The following is a 24,104-nucleotide window of genomic DNA, read 5'->3' on the forward strand; positions in this document are numbered from 1 at the left end:
TCATTCTCCTGCGATCCTGACCGCCCCACCCTCACTGCGACTCCATCTCCCGATCCGACAGCGCCGGCCCTGCCCCCTCTGGCTGCTTCACGTCGCGCTTGCGCTCCAGCGCGTCAGCACGCCGACCCCGTTGCGTCAGCGACGCCACCGCGTGAAACGCCACCGGCGCGAACACCAGCCCCAGCAGGGTCGCCGCCAGCACGCCGCCGAACACGCCCGTGCCGATCGAACGACGGCTCTCGGCGCCCGCACCGCTCGAGATCACGAGCGGCGCCACACCCAGCAAGAATGCCGCCGAGGTCATCACGATCGGCCTGAAGCGCGTGCCCGCAGCGTCGATTACCGCGCGCGTGAGCGGCACGCCACGCGCGTGCAGATCGCGCGCAAACTGCACGATCAGGATGGCGTTTTTCGACGACAGGCCGATCACCGTGATCATCCCAACCTTGAAGTACACGTCGTTCGGCATGCCGCGCATCAACACCGCCGCCACCGCGCCGATCACCCCGAGCGGCACCACCATCAGCACGGCAAACGGAATCGTCCAGCTTTCGTATAGCGCGGCAAGCGCCATGAACACGGCCAGCAGCGACAATCCGATCAGGAGCGGCGTCTGCTTCGCGGCCACGGTCTCCTCGCGGGCGGCGTCCACCCAGTCGTAGGCGACGCCCACCGGCAGCGTCGACGCCAGCCGCTCCATCTCGTCCATCGCCGCACCCGAACTGACATTGCGCGCGGCCCGGCCGCTCACGTCGAGCGACGGGTAGCCGTTGTAACGCGTGAGCATCACCGGACCGACGGTCCACTTGCTGGAGGCGATCGCCGACAGCGGCACCATGGTCCCCGAGGTGTTCTCCACCGCCAGCGCCATCAGATCGTCGTCGGTCATGCGCGATGACGCATCCCCCGCGACCACCACGCGGCGCATCTGGCCACCCGCCGGAAAATCGTCCACGTAGGTGGAACCGAACGTGCTGCCCAGCAGGTCGGAAATCTTGTCGAACGACACCCCCAATGCATAAGCCTTGGCGCGATCGATGGTCAGTTCGACGCGCGGCGCGTCCGGCAGGTCTTCGGAGTGCACGTCGGTCAGCAGCGGGTCGGCCTGAGCCTTCGCGAAGAGTGCCTGGCGCGCCGCTTTCAGCGCGTCGAGCCCCACCCCGCCGCGATCCTCCAGACGGAACACGAAGCCATCCGCGTGGCCCACGCCCGGCACCGACGGCGGCAATTGCGCATCCACGGAGCCGTCCAGAATCGTCTTGAACTCTTCGTTGAGCTTGTCCTGCAGCACAAGCGCGTCGACCTTGCGTTTGTCCCAGTCCTTCAGTTCCACGAACGCCATGCCGACGTTCTGGCCCGAACCCTGAAAGCTCCAGCCGATCACGCTCGTCACGTGCGCAACTTCCGGATGACGCTTCAGGATCGCCTCGGCGCGCTTGATGACCGCCACCGTGCGCGCCTGCGTCGAACCGGCGGGCATCTGGATCATCACCTGCAACTGTCCCTGATCCTCGGTCGGAAGAAATCCGCCGGGCATCTGCCAGTAGAGCAGCCCGCACAGCCCAACCAGCACGGCGTACACGGCCAGCGTGCGCCCGACTCGCCGCACCGTGCGCGTAGTGAGCCAGCGGTAGCCGTTCGAGGCGCCCGTGAAGCCGTCCGCGAACTTCGTTGCGCCGCGCGCCGCGAGGCCACGCAGGCCGCGGCGCGCCTCGCGCTGTTGCGGCGTGGTACCGGTCGGCTTCAGCAGATTCGCGCACAGTGCCGGCGTCAACGAAAGCGCCATGAAAGACGACACCAGCATCGACGCGATCATCGCCACCGAAAACTGCCGGTAGATACCGCCGACGCTGCCCGGGAAGAACGCCATCGGCACGAACACGGCCGTCAGCACCGCGGTCACGCCGACAATCGCGCTGCCGATCTGCGACATCGCCTTGCGCGTCGCTTCGCGCGGCGGCAAGCCCTCTTCTTCCATCACGCGGTGCACGCTCTCCACCACCACGATCGCATCGTCGACCAGAATGCCGATGGCCAGCACGAGGCCGAACATCGTGAACACGTTGATCGACAGATCGAACGCCCACATCGTCAGAAACGCGCCCATCAGCGTGACCGGAATCACCACCGTCGGCACCAGCGTGTAGCGCAGATCGCGCAAGAACAGCCACATCACGAAGAACACCAGCACCACGGCTTCAATCAGCGTGATCACGACCTCCCGGATCGCGATCTGCACGAAGTGCGCGCTGTCGAATGGAATTTCGATCGCCACGCCGGGCGGCAAACTCTTCGACAGCTCCGCGAGGCGCGCGCGAATCGCATTCGACGTTTCGAGCGCATTGCCGCGCGGTCCAAGCTGAATCCCGACGGTTGCCGCCGAACGTCCGTTCAGACGCGACCAGAACGAGTAGTCGTCGCGGCCCAGTTCGACGCGCGCCACGTCGCGCAGACGCACCGCGGAACCGTCAGGCTTCGCCTTCAGCACGATCTGCCCGAACTCCTCCGGCGAAACCAGTTGCCCTTTGACGGTCACCGAGGCGGTCAACTCCTGCCCCGGCACGAAGGGCGCATTGCCCAGGGTGCCGGCGGTGACCGAGGCATTCTGTGCCGCGATCGCCGCATTGACGTCGCCGGCGGCGAGGCCATATTCGCGCAGCTTCATCGGATCCAGCCAGATGCGCAGCGCCTGATCGGAGTCCCACAATTGCGCGGAACCGACACCCGGCGCGCGTTTCAACTCGCGGATGATGTAGCGGTTCATGTAGTTGCCGAGCTCGGACGAATCGCGCGAGCCGTCGGTGGAGGTCAGCGCCACCAGCATCAGGAAGGTATTCGCCGCCTTGAACACGCTGATGCCGTTCTGCACGACCTGTTGCGGCAGACGCGGCTCGACCTGCTTCAGGCGGTTCTCGACGTCGACCATGGCGATGTCGGGATTGGTGGCCGGCGAGAACGTGACGTCGATTTCGAGGTTGCCCTGGCCGTCGCTGCTGGTCTCGTAGTAGAGCATGCCGTCGGCGCCATCGAGGCTTTCCTCGATGATGCTGCCCACGTCGCCGTCCACCACCTCGGTGGCGGCGCCCGGATAGGTCGCGACGATCACGATGCGCGGCGGCGCGAGTCGCGGATATTGCGCAACCGGCAACTGCGGAATGGCTAACGCGCCCGCCACGATGATGGCAAGCGCGACAATCCAGGCGAAGACCGGGCGGTCGATAAAAAATGAGGGCACGCAGGTTTCCTGTCAGTGCTGCACGAAGGACGGCGCGCCCTCGCGACGCGCCATATGCACGACACCGGCCAGCACGCCGTCTCTCAACACGACGCTGCACCCTGTAATGACTGTGTCTCTCTCAAACCTTTGACTGTTCGTATTCATTATTTTGGTCCGTTGCGAATGGCCCCGGCTCACGTAACCGTGCCATCAGATAGCAATCGATCAGTACTCCGTCTCGCAACGCGGTGTCGCGTTGCAGCGCCGCCACTTCGAAACCGTCTGCGCGGCGGGCAGCGCGCGGCGCTGCCTGTCCGGCGATTAGCCGCAGAAGTCGACCAGTATATCGCCGACACACGCCGCCAATTCCACCTCGGGACATGGCAAATCTCATACGTCGGCTACGCGCCATGCGCGTAGCGTGAATACCTCAGGTGGCAATTTCGTGATGCCGCCGTATCACTGATATCCGCTAGAGCGTCAGTTCGAACGAGCGAGCGAGGATGCCAGGCAGATGCATGCCGCCCGTCCCCCGCTCACCCCAGGTGGAATCGCTCAGCAACAGTTCGGGCTGCGCACCGAGTTGTTCCAGCTGATCGCCTAGCAGGCGGTACATGCTGTCGTCAAAACGCATCGCTTCGATTGGCGCCACGATCTGGCCGTGTTCGACCCAGAACGTTGCAAAACGCGTCATGCCGGTCAGGCGGCAATTCATCCGGTCCGAAAAATTCACGTACCAGAGATTGCCGATATACAGGCCAGTATCGAGTTGCGCGAGTACGTCGTCTTCCGCCAGCTCGCCACCCTCCATTGACAGCGCCACCGGTGCTTCGTTTTCCAGTGCGCCGTTCGGCTCGAGCCCATACTCGCGCGCGCTGCGCGCATTGGTCAGACGCTCCACGCTGCGCCCACCCTGGATCAGCGGCACGCTGGCACGCAGATAGCCGTCGTCATTGAAACCGGGCGTGATGCCGAGGCTCAGGTCTTCGGTCAACGTGACACGGGAATCCAGTGCGACTTCACCCGTGTGCAGCTTGAACAGTTCGCTGCGCGAGGTGGCCTGCGCGCGCGCCGAAAAGCCGCTCCAGCCCATCACGCCCAGCAGTTCTTCGAGCGCGGCCGGCGCAAGATACGAGCGGTAGCGGCCCGGCGACAGCGCGCGCGGCGTCAGCCCTAAAACCGGCAAACGCGCCGCAGCCTGCTCGACCTTGCGTGCAAACGTGGCATCGCTCCAGTGGTCGCCCGCGTAGCTCGTCTTGATCGCGCGGCCGCTCGGGTCGTACAGCGACCAGCTGAAGTTGAAATTGCTGACTTCATACCAGCCGCGGCTGCCGCGGGACGAGGCAAAGCCGCGCACGATCGTGCCGCCCGCATAAAACCCCACGAAATCCAGACCTTTTGCGCATTCGGCGACGGTGCGCACCAGCGCCTGCGGCTGCGGTACCTTGCCGGCGCGGCGCGTCGAACGTTCCCATTGCGAGGTTTCGAACAGCAGATGCGGGTCGTCCGGTGAATCGCGCAGACCGTCGCGCAGCGTGGCGAGCGCGCTCGTCACGTCGTGCAGATCGAGCTCCGCTTCGCCGCAGACCGTCAAGGTCGAATAGGCCTGGCGCGCGCCGTCGATCAGGCGCAGGGTCAGCTTGCCTTGCGACACGTGACCGATCTGCCGCACCTTGCCGGCGTTGAAGCGGATGAAATCGGACGCTTCGGCGGAAAACGACGTCAGCGCGACTTCCGCGCCGCGCAGCGAAGCATCCACGGCATTAGCGAGCAACAGGAAGTGACGGTTCCAGTCGATCGATGCAGCGCCTTGCAACAGGATGGCATCGCTCATCATGCGCCTCCGAATACGTCGATGTTGCTGAACACGCACGCCGGCGACGCATGGCCGACGCGGATCACCTGCGCCGGTTCGCCCTTGCCGCACATCGGCGTGCCGAACACCTGGCGGGTGCTGGCGTCGCCGACGGCCGACAGGCTGCGCCAGAAGTTCGCCGAGATGCCGCGATAGTTCGGCTGCTTGACGACCTGGGTGAGCTTGCCGTTTTCGATCAGCTGACCGAACTCGCAACCGAACTGGAACTTGTTGCGGTGGTCGTCGATGGACCACGACGTATTGGTGCGCATCAGAATGCCGTGTTCGATATTGGCGATCATCTCATCGAGCGAATGCGTGCCCGGTTCGATATTCAGATTCGCCATCCGGTCGATCGGCGGCCGGTTCCAGTTCGATGCGCGCGAATTCGCCACGCCCGGCAACTGCGCGCGCTGCTGCGACAGCGCGCCGCCCAGCGGCCGCTCCAGCACGCCGTCACGAATCAGATAATGGCGGGTGGCAGCCGTGCCGTCATCGTCGAAGGCGTAGGCTGCGGCCTCTTCGCGCAACTCCGGATCGAACGTGACGTTCAGCAGCTCCGAGCCGTAGCGGTAGGTGCCGAACATCTCCGGTTTCACGAAGCTCCAGCCCGCGAAATTGCGTTCGTCGCCGAGTATGCGGTCCAGTTCCAGCGGATGCCCGATCGACTCATGGATCTGCAACATCATCTGGTCCGGCATCAGCAGCAGATCGCGCTTGCCCGACGGGCAATTCGGCGCGGTCAGCAGTTGCAGCGCTTCATGCGCGACGCGCGCCCCCGCACCGTCGAAACCGTAGCGCGCCAGCACTTCGATGCCGCCTTGCCCGAGGGTGCCGTAATTGCCGCCAAGCGTACGCATTTGCGTATCGCCGTCAGCGTGCGCGGCGACGCTCAGTTGCGGCATCAGGAAGCGAAACTGCTGGTCGATCCGCACGCCGTCGCCGGTAATGTAAAGCTGATCGGTGTGCGTGATCTGCACGCTCGCCGAGCGTTCCACGATGCGCGGGTCGATTCTGGCGGCCGCGCATTCGAGCGCGAGGCGTTCGAGCCATTCGCGCCGCGTGGGCAACGCATGGGCTGCGTTCGGCGAGACATACGTGCCGCTCACAGCCGGGCGTGCCAGCTCGCGATGGTCGACCAGCGACAGTGCGCCGCTTGCCTGCGCGCGAGCGGTGGCGATATCCAGCGCGGCCTGCAGGCCCGCTGCGGACAGATTGGCGGTGGCCGCATAGCCGGCGCCGGCGCCCACCCATGCAATCAGCATGGCGCCGCGGTCGCGGACGGTGCGCAGCGGCTGTGCCACGTCGTTACGCACTTCGTGATCGTCGATCGTTTCGTCGACGATGCGCAACGACCAGAAATCCGCACGGCTCTTCAGCGTGCCGGCAGCCTGCGCCCACCGTTCGTCAATCATGCGAGGTTCTCTTGGATGTCCGACTCCGGTGTCATCATCGACGACGCCAGCAGCGACTGCGTATAAGGGTGCGACGGCGCGTGCAGCACGTCGAGCGTATCGCCCGCTTCGACGATACGACCCGACTTCATGACGATCACGCGGTGCGCCATGGCCTTCATCACCGCCAGATCGTGAGTGATGAACAGGTAGCTTAGTTTGTACTTCTTCTGCAGATTCGTCAGCAGGTTCAGCACCTGTTTCTGGATCGACACGTCGAGCGCACTGGTCGGCTCGTCGAGCACCAGCAGTTCCGGCTCGACCGCCAGCGCGCGGGCAATCGCAATCCGCTGACGCTGGCCGCCGGAGAATTCGTGCGGATAGCGCAGCATCGACTCGACCGGCATGCCCACCTCTTCGAGCAGCGCGCCCACGCGGTCACGACGCGCCTTCGCATCGATTTCCGGACGGTGCACGGCCAGACCCTCGCCGATGATCTGCTCGACCGTCATGCGCGGCGACAGCGAGCCGAACGGGTCCTGAAACACCACCTGCATGCGCGAATACAGCGCCCGCTTCGAACGTGCCGTCTTCAGCGACGACAACGGCAGGCCGTCGATATGGATGTGGCCCGCCGCCGGACTTTGCAAGCCGAGCACGGTCGAGGCCAGCGTCGACTTGCCCGAGCCGGATTCGCCGACAATCCCGAGCGTCTCGCCGCGCCGCAAGCTCAGGTCCACGTCTTGCACGGCGCGGAAGGTCGACTTGCCGAACAGCGACTTCCAGCCCTTGCCCGCCGTGTGATAGTCGACCGCGAGACCCTGCACTTCGAGAATGCGGCGCGCGCCCTCTTCGACCTCGTCGACCATGCGCTGCGGTTCGCTGTCGAGCAGGCGCTGGGTGTACGGGTGCTGCGGATTCGAAAACAGCGCTTCGGTCGTGTTGGTTTCGACCAGCACGCCTTTTTCCATCACGGCGACGCGCTGCGCGAATCGCTTCACCAGATTCAGGTCGTGGGTGATCAACAGCACGGCCATGCCGCGCTCGGCGGCTTCCTGTTCCTGCAATTCGATCAGCAGATCGACGATCTGCTGGCGCACCGTGACGTCGAGCGCGGTGGTCGGTTCGTCGGCGAGCAACAGACGCGGGCGGCAGGCGAGCGCCATGGCGATCATCGCGCGCTGCCGCTGGCCGCCGGACAACTGGTGCGGAAAGCTGTCGATGCGACGCTCCGGCTCGGGAATCCCCGTGCGTCGCAACAGTTCGATGCCGCGCTCGCGCGCCGCGTTGGCACGCATGCCTTCGTGCAGACGCAGGCTTTCGGCGATCTGCTTGCCGACCGTATAGAGCGGATTGAGCGCGGTCATCGGCTCCTGGAACACCATTGCGACGTCCGCGCCGCGAATTCCGCGCATCTGCTGCTCGGTCTTTTGCAGCAGGTCTTCGCCGTCCAGCAGCATGCGCCCGCTCAGTTGCGCCTGATCCACGAGGCGCAGGATCGACAAGGCGGTCACGCTCTTGCCCGAACCCGATTCGCCCACCAGCGCGACACGCTCGCCGCGCGCAATGGAGAGGCTCAATTCCTGCACCGCCACCTTCTCGCCGAAGCGCACCGAGAAGCGGTCAATTTCCAGCAAAGGTTTTTCCACGGGCTTGTTCATTACTTGCCACCTCCGAATGCGGAACCGCGCGAGCGCGTGTCGAGCGCGTTGCGCAATGCGTCGCCCATGAAGGTCAGCAACAGCAGTGTGATCACCAGCGCCGAGAACGCCGAGATCGAAATCCACCATGCATCGAGGTTGTTTTTGCCTTCGGCGAGCAGCTCGCCAAGGCTCGGCGTCGGCGGCGGAACGCCGAGGCCAAGGAAGTCCAGACTGGTCAGCGACAGAATCGCCGCGCTCATGCGGAACGGCAGGAACGTGATCACCGGCGTGAGGCTGTTCGGCAGCACGTGACGCCACATGATCTGCCAGCTCGAGAGGCCCATCGTGCGCGCGGCCTTCACGTAATCGAGCGAGCGATTGCGCAGGAATTCGGCGCGCACGTAGTCCGACAGCACCAGCCAGCCGAACATCGAGAGCAGGATGAAGAGCAGCCACAGCGTCGGCTCGAAGATCGACGCGAAGATGATCAGCAGATAGAGGTCCGGCATCGAGCTCCAGATTTCGATCAGGCGTTGCCCGATCAGGTCGGTGCGCCCGCCGAAGAAGCCCTGCACGGCGCCCGTCAGCACGCCGATCGCCACGCCCGAGATGGTCAGCGCGAACGCCATCAGCACCGACAGACGGAAGCCGTACAGCAGACGCGACAGCACATCGCGGCCGAACTGATCAGTGCCGAGCCAGTTGCTCGACGACGGCGGCGCCGGATACGGGTGCGCCGCGAAGTAGTCGATCGTGTCGTAGTGGTAGTGATTCGGCGGATACACCGCGAAATTGCCGTTCTCCTCCAGCCGCGAACGGATATACGGATCGAGGTAGTTGGTCTTGGCCGGGAAGTCGCCGCCGAACAGCGTCTCCGGATAGTCCTTCACGATCGGAAAGTAATAGTGGCCGTCATAGCGCACGACGAGCGGGCGGTCGTTGGCCAGCACTTCACCGAACAGGCTGATCACGAACAGCCCGGCGAAAATCAGCAGGCTCCAGTAACCTAGACGCTGGCTCTTGAAACGCAGCCACGTGCGGCGCCACGGCGACACCGACGCGACAAGCGTGACCGCCGCGGGATCAGCGGCCCAGGCGGTTGAATTGGATGCGGGGGTCGACGAGGACATAGCAGACGTCAGCAATAAGTTTGGTGATAAGACCGATCAGCGTGAACAGGAAGAGCGAACCGAGTACGACCGGGTAATCGCGGCGGATCACGGAGTCGTACGAAAGCTGGCCCATACCGTCGAGCGAGAACAGGGTTTCGATCAGCAGGTTGCCGTTCAGGAATGCGCCCACGAAGGCGGCGGGCAGACCTGTCAGCAGCGGAATCGCGGCATTGCGCAACACGTGCTTCCACAGCACGTCGCGCTCCGGCGCCCCTTTGGCTCTTGCGGTCAGCACATATTGCCGGCCAATCTCCTCGAGGAAGGTGTTCTTGGTCAGGATGGTCACGATGGCAAAGTTGCCCACCACCGAAGCCGTCACCGGCAACACGATGTGCCACAGGTAATCGAGCACCTTGCCGAACGCGCTCAGGTCCTGGAAGTTATCCGAGGTGAGGCCGCGCATCGGGAAGACCTGCCAGAAGGTGCCGCCGCCGAACAGCATCAGCAGCAACACGCCCAGCACGAAGCCCGGAATCGCGTAACCCGACAGCACCAGCACGCTGGTGACCGTGTCGAAGCGGGAGCCGTTGCGCACTGCTTTCGCAATGCCCAGCGGCACCGATATCAGGTAGGTGAGCATCACCGTCCATAAGCCGAGGGTGATGGATACCGGCAGCTTGGACTTGATGACTTCCCAGACGCTTTCGTGCTGATAGTAGGATTGCCCGAGGTTGAAGGTCGCGTAGTTCTTCATCATCAGGAAGTAGCGCGTGAGCGGCGGCTTGTCGAAGCCGAACTGCTTCTTGATCTGTTCGAGCTGCTGCGGGTCGACGCCCTGGCTGCCGTGATAGCCGCCGCCGCCCGCCCCCGCCTCTCCGCCACGGCTGGCGCCGTGGCGGAGTTGCATCATCACCTGTTCGACCGGCCCACCCGGCACGAACTGCGTGACGACAAAGGTAAGGGTCACCACGCCGATCAGGGTCGGCACCATTAACAACAGACGTCTAAGAATATAAGCAAGCATGGTGAACCTCAGTTTGCTGCGGACGGCGAGGAAGCGGGTGTGGCGGCGCTAAGTGCGGCCTGCTGTTTCTTGTACCAGTAGTCGATGATCCAGTCCTCGTACTGATAGGTCGTCGGCACGACCTTCGGAAAGCCGAGCGCCGTCTTGTAGCCGATGCGGGCGTTAGGCAGGTAATACTCCGGGACCAGCAGATAGGTATTGATCAGCACGCGGTCGAGCGCACGGGTGGCCGTTTCCAGATCGTCCAGCGTATTCGCGCTCAATGCCGCGCGAACGAGCGCGTCGACGGCCTTCGACTTCAGGCCCGTGAAATTCTCCGAGCCCACCTGCGAGGCCGCAGCGCTGCCGAAACGGCGCTCCAGTTCCGCGCCCGGAATCGTCACCGGGTTGTAGATGTAGGTCGTCATGTCGTACTCGAAGTTATCGAGTCGCTTCTCGTACAACGCACTGTCGATTTCGCGCATATGCGCCTGAATGCCTAGCGTGCCGAGCGCCTGCATGTACGGCAGCAACAGGCGGTCCATGCCCGGCTGGTCGTCGATGATCTCGATCGTCATCGGGTTGCCGTTGGCGTCGCGCAATGCGCCGTCGCGATAGTGCCAGCCGGCCTGCGCAAGCAGGTCGCGCGCGATGCGCAGGTTGCCGCGCAGGGAATTGGGCGCGACGGTGGTGGGCTGCTTCACCATCGGGCCGAACACTTCGGGAGGCAGACTCGCGCGGTACGGTTCGAGCAGCGCCAACTCCTTCTGGCTCGGCATACCGGTGGCGGCAAACGGGCTCGCATCGAAGAAGCTGTTGGTGCGCCGGTATTGACCGTAGAACATCATGCGGTTCATCCAGTCGTAGTCGAATGCCAGCGCCATGGCATGACGTACTCGCGGGTCCTGGAACATCGGCTTGCGCATGTTCATGATCAGGCCCTGCATCTGCGCAGGACCGTCAGGGAACTCGCCCTTCTTCAGCAGGCCGTTGTCGAAGTTCTTACCGATATATTTGCGCGCCCACTGCGTCGAGCTGTACTCCATGCGTGCGTCGACATTGCCGGCCTTGAAGGCCTCCAGCGCGGTGTACTGGTCGAGGTACAGGCGGAACGTGATGCGCGCAAATCGGAACATGCCACGCCGTGAAGGCAGATTGGCAGCCCAATAGTTCGGATTACGAACGTAGACAATCTGTTTGTCGTTCTTGCGCTGTTCGATCAGGTACGCCCCGCTCGCGATCGGCGGCACGTTGGCGATCTGATCGAACGCCGGCCGTTTGCCGTCGGACGTCATACCCCATTTCGGCGAGAACACCGGAATGTCGCCGGCAATCAGCGGCGCGTCGCGTTCGGGACGGATGAAATCGAAGCGGATCGTCAACCTGTCGATGACCGTCGCCTTCTTGATCACCGAGAACTGTGCGTTGAACAGCGGCGACGCCTGCGGGCTTTGCAGCGTATCCAGTGAATATTTCACGTCGGCGGCCGTAATCGGGTCGCCATTCGAAAAGCGCGCGGCAGGATTGATGTGAAACGTCGCGGAGCTCAGGTCCGGCGCCACTTCGACATCGTTCGCGATCAAGGCGTATTCGGAGGCGAGTTCGTCCCAGCTGCGCTGCATCAGCGTGTCGAACATCAGGTTCTGGATGTCCGGAGCAGGCGCACCGCGGACCAGAAACGGATTGAGCGAGTCGTAACTCTGAAGTTCGCTGTAATTCTCGAAGTTCAGATCGCCCGTGTTCGAAGCATCCGGATCCGCGTAGTCGAAATGCGTGAAATTGGCGGGGTATTTGGGCTGGTCGTACTGCGCGATCGAAGGGCTCGCCTCAGCCGGGCTCACCGCGAGGCCAAGTACACCAAACAGCGCGGCAGCCAGCGCCGGCACGGCGCGCAGGGTGGCTCGCCGCGTCGCCGATGCGCCAGGGATCATCCACGTGGCGCGTGGCAACCGAAACTTCACAAGTCTCATCATCAGTATGCGTAAAGACACGCGCTGGCTTGCGGCCGACGCGCGATTCGTCGGATCGACGGGAGGATGCAACACGCCATCACTCAGGTCACTTAAGGCGTCGCATGCCGCCTTGGGTTAAGGGTTGTCATCTCGGCCCGGTCATGAACCTCAAGACCGTGCCGCCTACGGAAATCAGACTGCTGCTCTCGCGCTGACCGGGTCCGGCGGTAAGGCATGACGGCCGCGGCGACGTACGGAGAAGACCACAGTGTGCTACTTACGAAAAAAAGTCGCTCCGACGGGCACAAAGAATGCCGGAGCGACCAATCGTCAACATGCTCTACTGCTTTTTTTAGAACTTATACGTTGCGCCGATCTGCGCAAAAGCGCCCAGATAGTTGTACACCGAGGTGTCGTAACCCGTCTGATCCAGCGTGCCGTTCGCAAAGATCGGATCATACGGAGGCGTGCGGTTGAAAATATTGTCGACGCCGCCGTAAATCGTCCAGTGCTTGAAGCCCGTGTACGTCACCATCAGGTTGAACTGGCTGTACGACCCAACGCGCGTCGGCTCCGACAACAGATTCTGCGCGTACGGACCCGTGAACTGCCACGTCAACGCTGCGTCCCACTTGTGGTACGCCCAGTCCAGCGTGGTGTTGCCCTTCCAGCGCGGGAAGCTGCCACCGAACGGCTGCGTGATCGTGAAGTTGTTGCCCGCGCCGTTGACCGGCGCTTCACCCGGCGAACCGAGCTTGAAGCTGTTCACGTAAGCCCAGTCAGCCGACAAGGTGAAGGTACCGGCCTTGGTCGGCAATGCCTGACGCAGCGTGCCTTCGAAACCGTTCGTGTCGAGGTAGCCCAGGTTCTGGTAAGGGATATCTTCGAACAGGATCTGACCCGTTGCCGGATCGATCGAGGTGTTCGAAGGCGCGCCTTGACCGATCACGTTGTCGATGCGGATCTTGTACCAGTCGAGGCCAACGTCGGTCGTACGCGTCGGCGACAGTTCGAAGCCGATGTTCAGGTTCTTCGTATGCTCAGGCGCGAGATTCGGGTTGCCTTGCGTGATCGACGTAAAGTTGCCCTTGCTGCTCACCTGGATACCCAGCGTTTGAGAATCGCTGTTCTCAACGAAGGTCGGTGCACGGAAGCCGCGGCTATACGACGTGTACATCGTCAACGCCTGCACCGGCTGGTAGCGCAAGGCGAAACGCGGCGAGAACGCACCGCCGACATCGCTGTAGTGGTCGTAACGACCCGACTGGCTGAACGTCAGGTTGCGCACGATTGGAATGTCGATCTGGTAGTACACGGCCGCCACGTTGCGCTGGCCATTCACCGTTTGCAGATTCGGATTGACCACCGTGCCTGCTGCGTACTCGCCACCCGGCTCAAGGTCTTCGCTCTGGTGCGTGAACTGTGCACCGAAACCGATACCTACATCACCCGCCGGCAGGTGGAACAGATTGGGCGTCGAAATCGTCGCGTCGACCGTGTCGAGCTTCGAGATACCCATGTTGTTCGCGTCCTGGAACAGGCCGTTCAAGCCGCCCGGCGTAGCACCCGGATTCGCAAAATTAAGCGCGCCGTTCTGGTAGATGTTGGTCAGCTGATTCACGTTCAGCTGGTTGGTGAACGTGTTCGAGACCGTGCTTTGCGAATGGCTTACCGAAGTCGACCAATCCCAGTCACCGTACGGCAAGCTGAACGAACCCTTCACACCTGTCGACGCACGGTAATAGTTGGCGTACGTCTTTTCCGCTACCGTTTCCGGGAATGCATACGTGAGCGGAGTGCCCACGCCAAACGGATTGAACGGGTTGCTCGCCGGCACAGTCGTGTTGAACGGCGTGAACAGTTTCGTTTGCGGGTTATACACCAGCGTGGGTGTCTGCGGATTGCCGACAACATTGACACCGTTGCTTTGGGTGGACGTGTTGTTGCTCTCGAGGAGGTCCGCGTACGCCGTCGTCGTGTCGTTGATCTTGAAGTCAGCGTGGATCTTCGCGTTCAGTCGCTCCGTCAGCGGTGCGATGGACGTGCTGTTTGCCGTGTTGAACGAGCAAACCGTACCCGGCGCGCCTCCAGTCAGCGAATTGGTGGCCGCCGGATGCACCGAACCACCGTACGGGCAGCCGTTCAATGCCTGGAAGCTGCCATCGGGCATGTTCCAGGCCGACGGCGCGAGCAGCGAGAATCCGCCCGGCTGATTGGTGAAGTCCTGGCTGCGCGTCGAATCGCGATCCGCGAGCGTGGAACCGTTGTCCTTGTAATAGCTTGCCGCCACTGTGACGTTGAAGCGATCCGAGTTCAGATCGCCGAAACCGCCGAGCACGCCAAACTTCGCCGTACCGTTACCGGCACCGTTGGTCACCGAGCTGCCCAGGCTGCCGTCAAGCTGCAGGCCTTGATAGTCGTGCTTCGTGATGACGTTGACCACACCGCCGACCGCGTCCGAACCGTATTGGGAAACGGCACCGGTCTTGACGATTTCGATCCGGTCGATGTCGTTCAGCGGAAGCGTGTTCAGGTCGAAGAACGAATCGACGCTGTTCGAGAAAAATGCATAGGGCGCGACGCGCTGACCGTCGACCAGCACCAGCGTGTATTTCTCGCTGAGGCCGCGCAGGGCGATACCCGAGGCGCCTGCGGCAAAGCTCGAGGCCTGGCCTTCACTCCAGCTGTTGGCCGAGTTGGCCGAGGTCGAACGCAGGAAGTCGGCGACTGTCGTCTGGCCGCTGTCCTGAATCTGTTTCGCCGTAACCGTCTGAACCTGGTTGTAACCGACCTTGTCGGAACTCCGGATCAGAGAACCCGTCACCTCGAAGCGCTTGATCTGCTTGACGTTTCCGTCAGCTGTCCCGCTCGCACCCGGCGCTGCCGCGGCGGCGCCGGAAGCGGCTGCCGGCGCAGCAGCCGATGTGCTGGTACCTGGTGCTGCGCCCGGTTGCGCTTGCGCGAACGCCGGAGCGGCGATCACAGTCGACAACGCCAGTTCGGCCCAGACTATCCGTCTGATGGCTATCGCCAATGCCCTTTGTTTCATTTTTCCCCTTCTCACTCGTCAGTAAGGCCACACCTGTTGTGCGAAGAGAGGTTCTGTGAACCCCTCTACTTGATTTGCAGCGTCGTTGCGCCGCGATTGACTAAAGTTGCCCCGAAACTTTTACAACTCCACAAGCCGAACAGCGTCTGGAAAAATCGCAGCCGGATAGACGGGGCACTCAAGCTTTATTTAATTTCGCACTACTAAAACATTACAAATCACTACGATATTCTTTCAACTTCATTTCAGTTGCTGAATAAGTAGACACCTATTACTGCGCCACTCGCCATGCAACTCATATTGCGCACCAGACTTCGGGTTAACCTGTAGTACTGCTTATTGATCTCTTTAGAGCCCTTCATGTCGAACACGAAGTACGGCAGCTAAAACAATCTTGGTGTACCCACCCAGACGAGTACGGTCTCCTCGCCTGCTGTGTTCGTCCATGCATGTGGGACCGTTGACTCGTAGTGAGCGGTGTCACCGGCTTGCAACACGAACGTCGTACCCTCAAGTGTCAGAGCGATTTGCCCGCTCATCACGTACAAAAACTCTTCCCCTGCATGCGTCGTCACTTCCGACGGCTTCTGGCCCGCAGGCATCCGGACCAGAATGGCTTCCAGCTTGCGGTCGACCGACAGATTCGTCAGCCTGCCGAACAGGTTCGCCGAATCGGCGAACCCAAAATATTTCAATTCATCGCCTCGGCAGACCGACTTCGCTTCGGTCGGCGTCTCGACGAAATACTGCACCGTGACTCCCAGTGCCTGCGCTATACCGACTAGCGACGTGATCGACGGCGTTGCCTGCCCTCGTTCCACTTGCGACAGGAACGGCTTGGAAATACCAGCCGCCTTTGCTGTTTCATCCAGCGTGCGCTTTAGCCGTTGTCGTAATGCGCGAATCTTGCTGCCTATTGCGAGTGCGGCTGATGCCTTCTTATCAAGTGGCGGAACCATAGCAAGACAGAATCCAGTAGTCAAAATTTGTTTGATCTAAGCAAATTTAGTTTCATCGAAAGCGCGACACCGCGCCTAAAGTCGGTTGAGAAATTGGGTTGGTGTCAGCCCGAGGTGAAAACCGGAGTTGGCCGGTTACCAGGGCGACGTGCGATTTGAGTCAGCACTCCTGGAAGATTGAATGCACAACGAAAGTGCGAATGCATTCCCTTCTAGTGCGTAATCTTTGAATTGAGTGAACATCGCGGTGCACGAAGCGGGCGAGTTTTGCTCACCGGCCAGCGCTAGAAGCTTTGATACGCTTGGTGGAACGGACAATATCAAGACAAAAACGTCCGTCAAACTTTTTTTGATGGGAACAGACAGTGTTTAGAGCAATCACTCCAATTAGTAAAGGCACTCTAGGCGTCTGAAGCGGGGGAATAGCGGCTTCGGGACGAACACCAGATTACGCAGCAAGCAGGGAAAACCCTCGTCGCAAAATTGCGACAAAGGGGAGCGCACAGACCTTATCCGTGGCTCCCCTTCTCGCCGATGCAATGCTCAGCTTTGCTGCTTACGCATTGCCTAACCCGCTGCTTGAGTCGTTGCGTGCAGCGGCACGACTGGCAGATTGGCAGCCCGTGCGAGCACAGGTCCAAGCGCGGCGCCGGTATGGCTTTCGCTGATCTGTACGAGCCCTTCCGGATCGGTCGCGGCAACAATCGAACCACCCCCGACACCGCCTTCCGGGCCAAGGTCGATGATCCAGTCCGCCTCGGCAATCACGTCGAGATCGTGTTCGATGACGACGACGCTGTGCCCCCCATCCGCCAGCCGATGCAGCACACGGATCAGCTTCGCGACGTCGGCCATATGCAAACCGACGGTCGGTTCGTCGAGCACGTACAGCGTATGCGGCGGCTTTTGCCCGCGGCGCGTGATGTCGTCGCGCACCTTGCTCAATTCAGTGACCAGCTTGATGCGCTGCGCTTCGCCGCCCGACAGCGTCGGCGAGGGCTGCCCGAGCGTCAGATAGCCGAGGCCGACGTCCTTCATGAGTTGCAGCGGATGCGCGATGTTCGTGATGGGCGCGAAGAACTCCACGGCTTCGTCGATCTCCATGGTCAACACGTCGCCGATATTCTTGCCTCGCCACGTCACCGCCAGGGTCTCCGGGTTGAAGCGCTGGCCATGGCAGACATCGCACGGCACCTTCACATCCGGCAGGAAGCTCATGCCGATCGTGCGCACGCCTTGCCCTTCGCAGGCCGGACAGCGTCCCTCGCCGGTATTGAACGAGAAGCGCGACGCCGTATAGCCGCGGGCGCGCGCTTCAAGCGTGCCGGCGAACAGTTTGCGAATCGCATCCCACACGCCGATATAGGTAGCCGGACAGGAGCGCGGTGTCTTGCCGATCGGCGTCTGATCGACCTCGAGCACACGGTCGATGCTCTCCCAGCCGGTGATCGCATCGCAGCCTTGCCAGGCATGGGTGACGTTGAGCTGTGCGCGCGGCGCGCTGCGCGCCAACACGCTCGAACGGCGGTTGGCGGCCGGCTCCTCTTGCGCCGCCGCTTTGCGGGCCCGCCGCGTGGCCGGCGAAGACAACACCGAACGCCCCACCGCGTCGAGCAGATTGGCCATCAGCACGTCGCGCGCAAGCGTGGACTTGCCTGACCCGCTCACGCCCGTCACCGCCACGAGCCGCGCCAGGGGCAGAGCGACGGTCACATTGCGCAGGTTGTGCAGCTTGCCGCCGTGCACGGTCAGCCATTGCTCGGGCACCGCGGCGGCATTGCGGGACTTCGGCTTGACTGCGCGGCGCGGTTGCAGCGGATGCACGATCGGATTGGCGAGGAACTGCCCGGTCAGCGAATCGGCTTGTGCCGACAGGTCGGCCACACTGCCCTGCGCGACCAGTGCGCCACCGCGTTTGCCGGCACCTGGGCCGATATCGATGATGTGGTCGGCGCGGCGAATCGTGTCCTCGTCATGCTCGACGACCACCAGCGTATTGCCCTTCTCGCCCAGCTTGCGCAGCGCGCTCAGCAGAATCTGGTTGTCGCGCGGGTGCAGGCCGATGGTGGGTTCGTCCAGCACATAGCAGACCCCTTGCAGGTTGCTGCCCAGTTGCGCCGCCAGCCGGATGCGTTGCGCCTCGCCGCCCGAGAGGCTCGGCGCCGCGCGGTCGAGACTCAGATAGCCAAGCCCCACTTCTTCGAGAAACTGCAGGCGGCTGCCGATTTCGCTCACCACGTCACGCGCAATCTCCGCGTCGCGGCCGTCCAGTTGCAGCGCGTCGATCCAGCGGCGCGTATCGGAGACGGTCCAGCGCGCGACATCCACAATGGGCTGTCCTTCGAAGGTGACCGCGCTCGCGATCGGATTCAGACGCGTCCCATGGCAGTCCGGACACGGCTCGTCGACGACGCCTTCCGGCTCCTGCTCCTCCGACGGCAAGCTTTGCTCGCGCCCTCGTCCGTCTTCGGCGATTACCGTGTCGTCGTATGCCGCCCGCTGTTCGCGCGTCAATGCAAGGCCGGTGCCCACGCAGGTGGTGCACCAACCGTGCTTGCTGTTGTACGAGAACATGCGCGGGTCGAGTTCCGGGTAGCTCGTGCCGCAGACCGGACACGCGCGCCTCGTGGACAGCACCTTGACCTTGCCGGACTGCGTGGTGGAACGGCCGGCCTTGATGGCGTCCTGCAGACCGTCGAGCGGCGCGAGCAGATGCATCACGCCCTTGCCGAGCTCGAGCGTTTCGTCCAGCAGGCGCCGCAACTCCGTCTCGTTGTCCGCGGAGACGACGAGGTCCGCCACCGGCAATTCGATGGTGTGTTCGCGGAACCGGTCGAGCTTGGGCCAGGGGTCGACCGGCAGGAATTCGCCGTCCACGCGCAGATGCGTATTGCCACGCGCCTTCGCCCACTTGGCGAGATCCGTATAGACCCCCTTGCGGTTGACCACCAGCGGCGCCAGAAAACCGACGTGCTCGCCCTTGTGATCGCGCAGCAACTGCGCGGCGATGGATTCGACGCTTTGCGCCGTAACCGGCGTACCGTCATGGATGCAGTGCTGCAGCCCGAGCTTCACATACAGCAAGCGCAGGAAATGCCAGACCTCCGAAGTGGTCGCGACGGTGCTCTTGCGGCCGCCGCGCGACAGCCGCTGCTCGATTGCGACGGTCGGCGGAATGCCGTAGACCGCGTCGACCTCCGGTCGCCCGGCTGGCTGCACGATGGAGCGCGCGTAGGCATTCAGCGATTCGAGGTAGCGCCGCTGCCCTTCGTGGAACAGGATGTCGAACGCGAGCGTCGACTTGCCCGAACCGGACACGCCGGTGATCACGTTGAATTTGCCGTGCGGAATATCCACGTCGAGCGACTTCAGATTGTGCTCACGTGCATTGACGATTCGGACCACGTCTTCGCCTTCCACCGCGCGCCGCGCGCGCGCTGCCGACAGGGCCGTTTGCAACGGCATGCCTTGCGAGGCTGCCGGCGCGGCTGCCGCGCCCATGGCCGCGTCGTATTGCAGGAGCGCCTGGCCCGTGTGCGAGCCGGCGCAGGACTTGACGTCCGCGGGCGTACCCGCGCACAGCACGCGGCCGCCGCCGTCGCCCCCTTCGGGACCCAGATCGATCAGCCAGTCGGCCGCCCGGATCACGTCGAGATTGTGCTCGATCACGATCAGCGAATGGCCGCCCGCCAGCAGCTTGCCGAACGCCTGCATCAGCTTGGCGATGTCGTCGAAATGCAGGCCCGTGGTCGGCTCGTCGAACATGAAAAGTCGCGCGGCGCTGCGCTTCGTGGTCTCGCGAGCGGCCTTGGCGCGGCTGGTAGTGGCCTGAGCTGTTTCCGCAAGAAAGCCCGCCAGTTTGAGACGCTGTGCCTCGCCGCCCGACAAGGTGGGCACCGGCTGACCCAGCTTCACATATTCAAGGCCCACGTCGACGATCGGCTTCAGCACGCGCAGTACTTCGGCGTCCGTGGCAAAGAAAGCGGTGGCTTCGCTGACCGTCAGTTCGAGCACGTCGGCAATGCTCAAGGCGCGCGCCGGATTACCCCGCTCGATCTTCACTTCGAGCAGCTCGGCGCGATAGCGGCGGCCGTCGCAATCCGGGCAGCGTAGATAGACATCGCTCAGGAACTGCATTTCGATGTGCTCGAAACCCGAGCCGCCGCAGGTCGGGCAGCGCCCGTCGCCGGAGTTGAAGCTGAACATGCCCGGCCCATAACCGCGCTGTTGCGCGAGCGGCACTTTGGCAAACAGTTTGCGGATCTCGTCGAAAGCGCCCACGTAGCTGGCCGGATTCGAGCGCGCGGTCTTGCCGATGGGCGACTGGTCGACGAACACCACTTCGTCGACCTGCTCCGCGCCGGCGAGGCGCCGGTACGCACCCGGCGATTCCGTGGCGACCCCCAACTGCCGCGCGAGTGCTGGATACAACACGTCCTGGATCAAGGTGGATTTACCGGAGCCCGACACGCCCGTCACGCAGACGAGGCGTTGCAGCGGAATCTCGACGGTCACGTCTTGCAGATTGTGTTCGCTCGCGCCTTCCAGCACGATGCGCGGCGTCTCCTTCGTCACCGGCCGGCCCGACCAGTGCGACACGTCGGCCACGTGCCGATGGCCGCCGAGATATTCGCCGGTAAGCGTGCCCGACGAACGGATCTCATCCGGCACGCCGTCGTAAATGATCGTGCCGCCGCGCTCACCCGGACCGGGGCCCATGTCGATCAAACGGTCCGCCGCCAGCATCACCGAGGGGTCATGCTCGACCACCACCAGCGTATTGCCCGCGTCGCGCAAGCGATGCATGGCTTCGACGATACGATTCAGGTCGCGCGGATGCAGGCCGATGCTCGGCTCATCCAGCACGAACAACGTCTTCGTCAGCGACGTGCCGAGCGCCGTGGTCAGGTTGATCCGCTGCACTTCGCCGCCCGACAGCGTGCGGCTTTGGCGATCCAGCGTCAGATAGCCGAGGCCGACGTCGCACAGATATTTGAGGCGCGTGCGCACTTCCGCCAGCAGCAGCTTGAGCGCGTCGTCGAGCAAGGCGGTGGGCAAGCTGAGCGTGTCGAAGAAACGGCGAATGCGCTCGATGGGCAACAGCATCAGATCGTGCACGGTCAAACCCGCCAGCGCTTCGAGCTGCGCGCGGTTCCAGTCGACCCCGCGCGGCATGAAGCGTCTGGCCGGTTCCAGCACGGCGTCCGCATTCTCCCGGGTGCCCAGACGCCACAACAGCGATTCCGTCTTCAGACGCGCGCCGCCGCAGGTTTCGCACGGCGTGTAGCTGCGATACTTCGACAGCAGCACGCGAATGTGCATCTTGTACGCCTTCGACTCGAGATATTCGAAGAAGCGCTTCACCCCATACCAGTGGCTCTGCCACTTGCCATTCCAGTCCGGCGAACCGTTGATCACCCAGTCGCGCTGCGCCTGAGTCAATTGCGACCAGGCCGTGTCGCGCGGAATGCCCGCTTTCGCGGCGTAGCGCATCAGGTCGTCCTGGCATTCCTTCCACGCCGGCGTCTGCATGGGCTTGATGGCGCCGCCACGCAAGGTCTTGCGCTCGTCGGGGATCACGAGGCCGAGGTCGACGCCGATCACGCGGCCAAAGCCACGGCAGGTTTCGCACGCGCCGTACGCCGAGTTGAACGAGAACAGCGCGGGCTGCGGGTCGGCGTAGCGCAGGTCGCTATCCGGATTGTGCAAGCCGGTCGAGAAGCGCCAGATTTGCGGTTCCGCGGATTCTTCCGGCGCCTGCGGCAGCACATAGACGTTCACGCGCCCGGCGCCACGTTTCAGCGACGCTTCGATGGCTTCCACCACGCGCGCCTTGTCCACCTGGCGCAGGCGGAAGCGGTCTGCCACCACGTCCAGCAACTTGCGCGGCCCGGTGGGCGACTCCACCTCGCGCTGCGCCTGCACCCGCGTGTAGCCGCTTGCGGACAGCCACTGCTGGACTTCTTCTTCCGTAGCGGATTCAGGCAATTCGACCGGAAACGTGACCACCACGCGCGGGTCGTTCGCTGCCGTGCGTTCCATCAACTCCGCGTAAATGGTTTCCGGCGAGTCGTGCCGCACGGCCTGCGCCGTCTTGCGGTCGAACAGTTCGGCCGCGCGCGCGTAGAGCAGCTTCAGGTGGTCGTTGAGTTCGGTCATCGTACCGACCGTGGAGCGCGAACTGCGCACCGGATTGGTCTGGTCGATGGCGATGGCGGGCGGCACGCCGTCGACCCGGTCCACTTGCGGCCGGTCCATGCGGTCGAGGAACTGCCGCGCGTAGGCGCTGAAGGTTTCGACGTAGCGCCGCTGCCCTTCCGCGTACAGCGTGTCGAACACCAGACTGGACTTGCCCGAGCCGGACGGGCCGGTCACGACCGTCATCTCGCCGGTATGCAGGTCGAGATCGAGGTTCTTGAGGTTATGCTGACGCGCTCCGCGAATGCGGATTTTTCCTGTAGATGACAATTTAACCGACCGTCCGAATGAGTTGGCCCATCTTAACGGCCGCGTCGCGACCGTGCAGATTGACTGCACCCGACCATACGGATCAAACGCCGCAGGGCGGATTTGAATGGGACACTATACTGTATATTTATACAGTTTTCCATCGGCGGTTCGGGTGCCCGTGATGGGCAGCAAGCCGCAGTCCAGCGCCCTTATTGACTCAAAGCAGGTCCTCGTCGCCCGGCGCGCCGGCCTCTTCGCCGCCCAGCTGGGCGCGCTTCGTGCGTACCTGATAAGCGGTCAGCAACCCATGCGCGACCATATCCAGCGCGGGCTTCACCAGGCCATTCTTGTCGGTCCAGACCTTCGGCGTGAGCGCACCGCTCAGGGCCACGCTGTCCGCGTCGCTCAAGGCGAGCAAACCGGTCTGCACGTCGTCATCGAAGGCGATGACGTTGACGAATAGCGTATCGCCGTCATTCGTGGCCGCACGGACCTTGCAGGTCACAAAACGCCGGCCATTCTGTCCAGTGCGGATCTGCGCCTCGCCATACAGCCGCCCACCTACCAGTCCATCGATCATCGTTTCGCTCCTGTTCACTTTGGGCCACGCCGGCGCGCGAGGTGTGGTGACCTCGCGCGAGCCGTATGATCCCACGCGCGGCGCGGAGCGATGCCTTAAAACGCGCTCTTGGTCACGCCGCCGTCCACTCGCAGGGCTGCGCCAGTCGTTGCCGACGCCAGCGGGCTCGCCACGTAGGCAACCAGTGATGCCACCTCTTCGGTCGTGGCAAAGCGTTTGATCAACGACGTGGGCCGCACATGCTCGAAGAAGTCCTTCTCGACCTGCTCGGCGGTTTTGCCGTCGGCCCTGGCGAGGCTGGCGACGAAATCGCCCACGCCGCGCGAGCGGGTCGGCCCCGGCAGCACGCTATTGACGGTAATGCCAGTGCCCGCGACGGACTCGGCAATACCGCGCGCCACGGCAATCTGGGCGGTTTTCGTCGTACCGTAATGGATCATTTCCGCGGGAATCTGCAATCCGCTTTCACTGGAAATGAAGATGATGCGCCCCCAGTTGGCGCGCTTCATCGACGGCAGAAAGAGACGCGCCAGCCGCACGCCGCTTAGCACGTTGACGTCGAAAAAGCGCATCCAGTCCTCATCCGGAATCTCTTCAAACGGCTTGGGTTCGAAGATGCCGAGGTTGTTGACCAGAATCTCCACATCCGGATAACGCTGCGCCAGTTGATTCGCCGCGTCCGCCTTGCTGAGATCGCCGGCGAAGCCCAACACTTCGGCGCCGCTGTCCGCGCCTAGTTGCGCCACCGTTTTATCCACGGACTCTTGCGAGCGTCCATTGACGATCACGCGCGCGCCCTCTTGCGCCAGCGCCGTCGCGATAGCGAGGCCAATGCCCGCCGTGCTGCCGCTCACCAGCGCCAGCTTGCCTTTCAGTTGCAGATCCATGCT

Annotated in this window: 12 protein-coding genes; all 12 read right to left on the reverse strand. The window is 63.0% G+C overall.

Annotation, left to right across the window (positions count from 1 at the left end):
- Window positions 1–31: 31 nt before the first annotated feature.
- Window positions 32–3,235 (reverse strand): multidrug efflux RND transporter permease subunit, encoded by a 3,204-nt coding sequence (locus tag VGH41_RS18850; protein ID WP_331599042.1) that lies wholly within the window; start codon window positions 3,233–3,235, stop codon window positions 32–34.
- 454 nt (window positions 3,236–3,689) lie between these two features.
- Complete coding sequence (locus VGH41_RS18855; protein WP_331599043.1) at window positions 3,690–5,051, reverse strand: TldD/PmbA family protein; 1,362 nt, start codon at window positions 5,049–5,051, stop codon at window positions 3,690–3,692.
- Complete coding sequence (locus VGH41_RS18860) at window positions 5,051–6,487, reverse strand: TldD/PmbA family protein (protein WP_331599044.1); 1,437 nt, start codon at window positions 6,485–6,487, stop codon at window positions 5,051–5,053. The genes VGH41_RS18855 and VGH41_RS18860 overlap by 1 nt, the downstream gene beginning before the upstream one ends.
- Window positions 6,484–8,127 (reverse strand): dipeptide ABC transporter ATP-binding protein, encoded by a 1,644-nt coding sequence (locus VGH41_RS18865; protein ID WP_331599046.1) that lies wholly within the window; start codon window positions 8,125–8,127, stop codon window positions 6,484–6,486. The genes VGH41_RS18860 and VGH41_RS18865 overlap by 4 nt, the downstream gene beginning before the upstream one ends.
- Window positions 8,127–9,239: an ABC transporter permease gene (locus tag VGH41_RS18870; RefSeq protein WP_331599047.1), complete on the reverse strand. Its 1,113-nt coding sequence runs from the start codon at window positions 9,237–9,239 to the stop codon at window positions 8,127–8,129. The genes VGH41_RS18865 and VGH41_RS18870 overlap by 1 nt, the downstream gene beginning before the upstream one ends.
- On the reverse strand, window positions 9,193–10,245 hold the full coding sequence (locus tag VGH41_RS18875) for a microcin C ABC transporter permease YejB (protein ID WP_331599048.1): 1,053 nt from the start codon (window positions 10,243–10,245) through the stop codon (window positions 9,193–9,195). The genes VGH41_RS18870 and VGH41_RS18875 overlap by 47 nt, the downstream gene beginning before the upstream one ends.
- Before the next feature lie 8 nt (window positions 10,246–10,253).
- Complete coding sequence (locus VGH41_RS18880; protein WP_331599081.1) at window positions 10,254–12,194, reverse strand: extracellular solute-binding protein; 1,941 nt, start codon at window positions 12,192–12,194, stop codon at window positions 10,254–10,256.
- 334 nt (window positions 12,195–12,528) lie between these two features.
- Window positions 12,529–15,225, reverse strand: a complete 2,697-nt coding sequence (locus tag VGH41_RS18885; protein ID WP_331599049.1) for a TonB-dependent receptor — start codon at window positions 15,223–15,225, stop codon at window positions 12,529–12,531.
- Window positions 15,226–15,608: 383 nt separating this feature from the next.
- Window positions 15,609–16,184 carry a helix-turn-helix domain-containing protein gene (locus tag VGH41_RS18890; RefSeq protein WP_331599050.1) on the reverse strand — a complete coding sequence of 192 codons (576 nt, stop codon included), beginning with the start codon at window positions 16,182–16,184 and terminating at the stop codon, window positions 15,609–15,611.
- 567 nt (window positions 16,185–16,751) lie between these two features.
- Window positions 16,752–22,652: an excinuclease ABC subunit UvrA gene (gene uvrA, locus VGH41_RS18895; RefSeq protein ID WP_331599051.1), complete on the reverse strand. Its 5,901-nt coding sequence runs from the start codon at window positions 22,650–22,652 to the stop codon at window positions 16,752–16,754.
- 199 nt (window positions 22,653–22,851) lie between these two features.
- Window positions 22,852–23,214 (reverse strand): single-stranded DNA-binding protein, encoded by a 363-nt coding sequence (locus VGH41_RS18900; RefSeq protein ID WP_331599052.1) that lies wholly within the window; start codon window positions 23,212–23,214, stop codon window positions 22,852–22,854.
- Window positions 23,215–23,309: 95 nt separating this feature from the next.
- On the reverse strand, window positions 23,310–24,101 hold the full coding sequence (locus VGH41_RS18905; protein WP_331599053.1) for an SDR family NAD(P)-dependent oxidoreductase: 792 nt from the start codon (window positions 24,099–24,101) through the stop codon (window positions 23,310–23,312).
- Window positions 24,102–24,104: the final 3 nt, after the last annotated feature.

The sequence above is a fragment of the Paraburkholderia sp. genome (assembly GCF_036488795.1).
GTDB lineage: Bacteria > Pseudomonadota > Gammaproteobacteria > Burkholderiales > Burkholderiaceae > Paraburkholderia.

Coding starts and splice junctions, on each gene's coding strand:
- VGH41_RS18855 (WP_331599043.1), bottom strand. CDS start 5,051: ATGAGCGATGCCATCCTGTTGCAAGGCGCTGCATCGATCGACTGGAAC.
- VGH41_RS18860 (WP_331599044.1), bottom strand. CDS start 6,487: ATGATTGACGAACGGTGGGCGCAGGCTGCCGGCACGCTGAAGAGCCGT.
- VGH41_RS18865 (WP_331599046.1), bottom strand. CDS start 8,127: ATGAACAAGCCCGTGGAAAAACCTTTGCTGGAAATTGACCGCTTCTCG.
- VGH41_RS18870 (WP_331599047.1), bottom strand. CDS start 9,239: ATGTCCTCGTCGACCCCCGCATCCAATTCAACCGCCTGGGCCGCTGAT.
- VGH41_RS18875 (WP_331599048.1), bottom strand. CDS start 10,245: ATGCTTGCTTATATTCTTAGACGTCTGTTGTTAATGGTGCCGACCCTG.
- VGH41_RS18880 (WP_331599081.1), bottom strand. CDS start 12,194: ATGAGACTTGTGAAGTTTCGGTTGCCACGCGCCACGTGGATGATCCCT.
- VGH41_RS18885 (WP_331599049.1), bottom strand. CDS start 15,225: ATGAAACAAAGGGCATTGGCGATAGCCATCAGACGGATAGTCTGGGCC.
- VGH41_RS18890 (WP_331599050.1), bottom strand. CDS start 16,184: ATGGTTCCGCCACTTGATAAGAAGGCATCAGCCGCACTCGCAATAGGC.
- VGH41_RS18900 (WP_331599052.1), bottom strand. CDS start 23,214: ATGATCGATGGACTGGTAGGTGGGCGGCTGTATGGCGAGGCGCAGATC.
- VGH41_RS18905 (WP_331599053.1), bottom strand. CDS start 24,101: ATGGATCTGCAACTGAAAGGCAAGCTGGCGCTGGTGAGCGGCAGCACG.